General features: G+C 39.9%; 5 protein-coding genes. All 5 read left to right on the forward strand.

What is annotated here, in order from left to right; all coding sequences use genetic code 11:
- Positions 1-347 (forward strand): hypothetical protein (locus tag C7B62_RS25930; RefSeq protein WP_233220134.1); only part of this gene is annotated, 347 nt, incomplete at its 5' end.
- Positions 348-575: 228 nt separating this feature from the next.
- Positions 576-2,423 (forward strand): NAD(P)H-quinone oxidoreductase subunit F, encoded by a 1,848-nt coding sequence (locus tag C7B62_RS24105; RefSeq protein WP_106243697.1) that lies wholly within the window; start codon positions 576-578, stop codon positions 2,421-2,423.
- Between the two features lie 80 nt (positions 2,424-2,503).
- On the forward strand, positions 2,504-3,223 hold the full coding sequence (locus tag C7B62_RS24110) for a carbonic anhydrase (RefSeq protein WP_106243701.1): 720 nt from the start codon (positions 2,504-2,506) through the stop codon (positions 3,221-3,223).
- A gap of 171 nt (positions 3,224-3,394) precedes the next feature.
- Positions 3,395-4,888 (forward strand): NADH-quinone oxidoreductase subunit M, encoded by a 1,494-nt coding sequence (locus C7B62_RS24115; protein ID WP_106243704.1) that lies wholly within the window; start codon positions 3,395-3,397, stop codon positions 4,886-4,888.
- Positions 4,889-4,906: 18 nt separating this feature from the next.
- Positions 4,907-5,463, forward strand: a 557-nt coding sequence (locus C7B62_RS24120) for a CO2 hydration protein (RefSeq protein ID WP_146132198.1), incomplete at its 3' end; no start/stop codon positions are given.

The raw sequence follows: 5,463 nt of genomic DNA on the forward strand, positions 1-5,463 counted from the left end.
ATTTTGCTAAGACTGCATCATCTGATTCGTTACCAAAGCAAGACCAGGAGTTGAGCCATAAGCTAAATATGGTAGATATGGTTTTAGCCAAAATAGAACAAAAAATTGATTCTCTTGAGGAACTAACCCCTCACAGCTTAAATAAAACCGTAGAGGTGATTGTCAAACAGGAGATGTCTCTTAAGCAAGAGCGTGATGCTAATTTACAGTTTAAATTTGATCGGCTTAAACAGCAATCCAAAAGATTCGAGCAGAAAACAAATTTCGCTATTAAAATCCTGGCTGCCTCTAATGTAATTTTGTTTCTGGCTATCTTGGCGCTGAGTCGCTTGATTTTGGCTAAGTAATTTAAACATAAACAATTGACTAATTAACTGTTGTTGCTGATACCTTTGCAGGTTGCAGTAGATCGCTTATGTTGCCATACAATTGAGAAAACATAGCAAGTCAGATTGATACGTTAAGTTTATTAATTAAATAAAACAATTAAATTTTGTTTTTCATAGATTAAATACTATAATCGTCTGGAGATAGATATACTTGAATCTATTTTGATCTAAGACAGAAATAAATCTATGAATGGAATTTTCAATCAGAGTATCTGGCTTGTACCTCTGTATGCTTTAATAGGTGCAACATTGGCTATTCCTTGGTCACCTGGAATCATTCGCCGTACTGGGCCTCGACCATCGGGTTATATCAATATTCTCATGACTTTAGTGGCACTGGCGCACAGCATTTTAGCCTTGCGAGAAACTTGGCAGCAGCCTGTCCAATATCTTTCATTTCCGTGGCTTGAGGCTGCGAATTTGCATATTTCCTTCGATTTAGAAATTTCCACAGTTAATCTTGGTGCATTAGTTCTAATTACTAGTTTGAACCTACTTGCCCAAGTTTATGCCGTTGGCTACATGGAAATGGATTGGGGTTGGGCGCGTTTCTATTGCATGTTGGCTTTGTTTGAGGCGGGAATGTGTGCTTTGGTGTTGTGCAACTCGCTGTTCTTCAGTTATGTAGTACTAGAGATTTTGACTCTTGGGACTTATTTGTTAATTGGGCTGTGGTTCAATCAGTCTTTGGTAGTCACTGGGGCAAGGGATGCCTTCTTAACTAAACGGGTAGGTGATTTAATTCTCTTAATGGGAGTTGTGGCTTTGCTGCCTTTAGCGGGGACTTGGAACTATACTGAGTTAGCGGAGTGGGCAAGCACTACTACTATTGACCCAACTGTCGCCACCTTGCTATGTCTAGCTTTAATTGCTGGTCCTTTAGGTAAATGCGCTCAATTTCCGCTGCATCTTTGGTTAGATGAGGCGATGGAAGGGCCGATGCCAGCAACGATTCTACGGAACACAGTGATAGTTTCTACTGGTGCTTGGGTCTTAATTAAATTGCAGCCTGTGTTGGCCTTATCTCCCTTTGCTTCTAGCTTTATGGTGGGCATAGGGGCGACTACGGCTATTGGGGCAGGTTTAATTGCGATCGCCCAAATCGATATTAAGCGAGCGCTTTCTTATTCTGTCAGTGCCTATATGGGTTTGGTATTTATTGCCGTGGGGACACAGCAAGATATTACAGCACTAAAACTCTTATTCACTTATGCCCTCGCTATGTCGTTATTGGTGATGAGTATTGGCGGGATTGTCTTAAATACCATTACCCAAGATTTGACAAACTATGGTGGTTTGTGGTCGCGCCGTCCCATTTCGGGAATTTGCTATTTAGTGGGCGCTGCTTCTCTAGTTGCTTTTCCTCCTTTAGGTTGTTTTTGGACGCTGACAGAATTGGCAGATCGTTTATGGCAAACCCATCCGTGGCTAGTGGGAGTAATACTGGTGGTTAACGCCTTAACGGCCTTTAGCTTAACGCGTGAGTTTTGTTTAATCTTTGCTGGTAAAATCAAGCAGATGACAGTGCGATCGCCTGAAGGATTATGGAGTGTAGTCTTACCTATGACTGTAGGAATGGGACTCGCTTTGCACGCACCTATCTTGTTAAATCAGTGGGGTTTGCTACCGCAGTTATCTGACTTGAATTTAACGATTGCGGGTGCTTTGACGGCGACAACTTTAGTTGGCGCTGGGGCAGCTAGCTTGATTTATCTCAGTGACAGTATTGTCAAACCGATTCAACTAAAGCCGAAGGCAGTACAAGACTTTTTTGCCTATGACCTTTATACCGAAAAATTCTATCGCGTCACAATTATTTATGTCGTGGGTGCAGTTTCTCAGGTAGTTTATTGGTGCGATCGCTATTTAGTGGATGGGGTAATTAATTTCTTTGGGTTGGCAACTATTTTTAGTGGTGAAAGTTTAAGATACAATACTTCTGGTCAGACGCAATTTTACTTTCTCTCAATCCTTTTGGGAGTCTTTTTATTCGTCGGCATAATCTGCTCTCCTTGGTTTTTTAATTATCTCTGATGACTTGTAACTAAAGACAAGTTTTCATTATTAATCTATCAATTTTTTCAATTTTCTAATTAATTAAAGGTGTGATAAAAATGACTAACAATATCGAATTACCAGTTTCTCGCCGTAAAATGATGCAGTTTGGTGCAGGTTTTATTGGCACAGCAACTTTGGCTAGCGTCTTAGGTTTAGACCTTAAACAGCCTCAATCAGCAGCAGCGAAAACCGAACTTACTCCTGACCAAGCTTTAGAAGAATTACTCGCTGGTAATCAACGTTTTGTTCAAGGCAAAACTACCAGTAAACACGAATCTTTAAAAGATTTGCAGGCAATTTCTGAAGAACAAAAACCTTTTGCTTCTGTTCTCTGTTGCGCTGATTCTCGCTCCTCCCTAGAAACCGCCTTCGACCAAGGGTTTGGTAATTTATTTGTCGTTCGTGATGCTGGTAATGTAGCAACAGCAGAACAACTAGGTAGTTTAGAATTCGGCTCTTTGGTGCTGGGTAGTAAAGTGATTATGGTTATGGGTCACTATAGTTGTGGTGCAATTAAAGCTGCTTTAGCTGGGGATAAAGTTCCTGGTTCTATTCAGAGTGTCTTAACACAAATTGAACCTGCGGTTAAAGATTTTAAAGGCCAGCAAGAAGATAAAGAAGCAGTCAAAAAAGCAACAGAAGCTAATGTAATTTATCAAATAAATAAAATTAAAAAATCTCCAGTTTTAGCTGAATTAGTTGCAGCTAAACAATTAAAAATTGTGGGCGGATATTTTGATTTTGAAACTGGCGCAATAACTTTAGTTGAAGCCTAGTTATTAATTAGTAGTAATCACCATCTTAATAGTCAACAAAACTCTAGAGATTGTGATTACATTATTATAAAAATATAGAGCTTATAGCTTATAGCTAAAAACGATATCATCACCAAATTCATGTTCCCCATCGGCAACTTTTAACAATCAATTTATAACTAAAAAAAAGCAATGCTTAGTTTCTTACTTTGGCTACCTGTAATAGGAGCAAGTATTATTGGATTTATGCCTGGCAAGGCAGAATCAGGACAGTTACGTCAGATTACTACTGTATTTGCTGTGGTAACTTTTGCCTGGACAATTTGGCTCTTAACTCAATTCGACATAACTCACTCAGGATGGCAATTTGCCGAGTATTTACCTTGGATTAAACCAATTGGTTTAAGTTATAGCTTGGCAGTCGATGGTTTATCTTTGCCCTTATTAGTTTTAAATGCTCTACTAACCATTATTGCAATTTATAGTATTGGCGAAAACATTGAACGTCCAAGACTTTACTATTCTTTGTTGTTGTTAATCAATGCAGGAATTACAGGAGCATTAGTAGCGCAAAACCTCTTACTATTTGTTATTTTTTATGAAATAGAATTGATTCCTTTCTATTTAATGATTGCTATCTGGGGAGGGGAAAAAAGAAACTATGCAGCTATTAAGTTCTTACTCTATACGGCCGTATCGGGATTACTAGTGCTGGCAGCTTTTTTAGGCATTGGTTTCCTCAATGGAGTCGTCAGCTTTGATTACGATACAATTTCTACTCAAGGCTTATCTCTAACTACTCAACTTGTTCTTCTCAGCGTCTTATTAGTTGGTTTTGGCATTAAAGTTCCCTTAGTCCCCCTCCATACCTGGCTACCCGATGCCTATACCGAAGCTTCTCCTGCTGTGACCATTCTTTTAGGGGGTATTTTAGCCAAACTAGGGACTTATGGCTTAATTCGCTTTGGTTTGCAGTTATTTCCTGAAACCTGGTCGATAGTTGCGCCAGGATTAGCAATTATCGGTACTATTAGCGTACTTTATGGTGCATTAAGCGCGATCGCTCAAAAAGATATTAAACGCATGGTAGCCTATAGCTCTATTGGACACATGGGCTATATCTTGGTAGCTGTTGCTGCGGGAACACAGTTAAGTATTTTGGGTGCAGTAGCTCAAATGATCGGACATGGTTTGATCTTGGCTTTGCTGTTTCATCTAGTGGGAATTGTCGAACGCAAGGTAGGAACTCGCGATCTAGATGTTCTCAATGGTTTGATGAACCCGATTCGTGGGTTACCTCTCACTAGTGGATTGTTAATTATGGCTGGGATGGCTAGTGCGGGTATTCCTGGTTTGGTGGGATTTGTTGCCGAATTTATTATTTTCCAGGGTAGTTTTAGCGCTTTTCCTATTCCTACTTTGCTATGCATCATCGCCTCTGGTTTAACAGCGGTTTACTTCATCATTTTGCTGAATCGCACCTGTTTTGGCAAATTAGACAACAATTTAGCCTATTATCCCACCGTATCTCGTTCTGAAAGCCTCCCTGCCTTTGTGTTAACTATAATTATTTTATTGCTGGGTATTCAACCAAATTGGCTACTACGTTGGACTGAACCCACCACAAATCAGTTAGCAGTAGATGTTTACCACACCGAACAAGTAGCAATTAATATCAGTAATTGAAAAAACATTGAAAAAACTATGACCCAAACAACAATTAAATCAACCAAACTTCCTCCCTCAGAACATCAATATGCGGAGGTGATCCATCGCTTAGAGGCTGGTGGTTCAATGTTACCCGATACGCCAGAAAACTTGATGCAGATCATTGGGATTTATAAAGCCTACGCTGTCCCCATGGACTTCTATTGGCGAGATTTGCTTTATATTGCCGAAAGAGTATTTCTAGAGCCATTGCCCTTCTTTAAGTACTTTTTACCTCAGTCTTATTTAGATTTGCCCAATCACTATGCAGGAGATGATGCCGACTTAAAAATCTGGCGGGGTAAAGCATCAGCACACCCAGAGTTATTAGAATTTATGAACAAGGGTGAAACTCGCAAAATGCCGAAACTGCTTCATCATTTATGGCACGATCGCATTAATATGGAGTTTGCAGAAGCCTGTATGCGAGCCATGTTGTGGCACGGCAGGGATATGGGGATGGGTAAGTTTGATGCTTATCTCGATAGTGAGGAATATCGAGCCAATGCCGACAAAGCGATTAAAGCTTATTTTAAAGGTAATCCTGTTATGTT

Origin of the sequence: Pleurocapsa sp. CCALA 161, assembly GCF_003003995.1 — a bacterium.
GTDB lineage: Bacteria > Cyanobacteriota > Cyanobacteriia > Cyanobacteriales > Xenococcaceae > Waterburya.

What these genes read in the sequence shown, in the direction of transcription:
- C7B62_RS24110 (WP_106243701.1), top strand. Translation starts at nt 2,504, where the DNA reads ATGACTAACAATATCGAATTACCAGTTTCTCGCCGTAAAATGATGCAG.
- C7B62_RS24105 (WP_106243697.1), top strand. Translation starts at nt 576, where the DNA reads ATGAATGGAATTTTCAATCAGAGTATCTGGCTTGTACCTCTGTATGCT.
- C7B62_RS24115 (WP_106243704.1), top strand. Translation starts at nt 3,395, where the DNA reads ATGCTTAGTTTCTTACTTTGGCTACCTGTAATAGGAGCAAGTATTATT.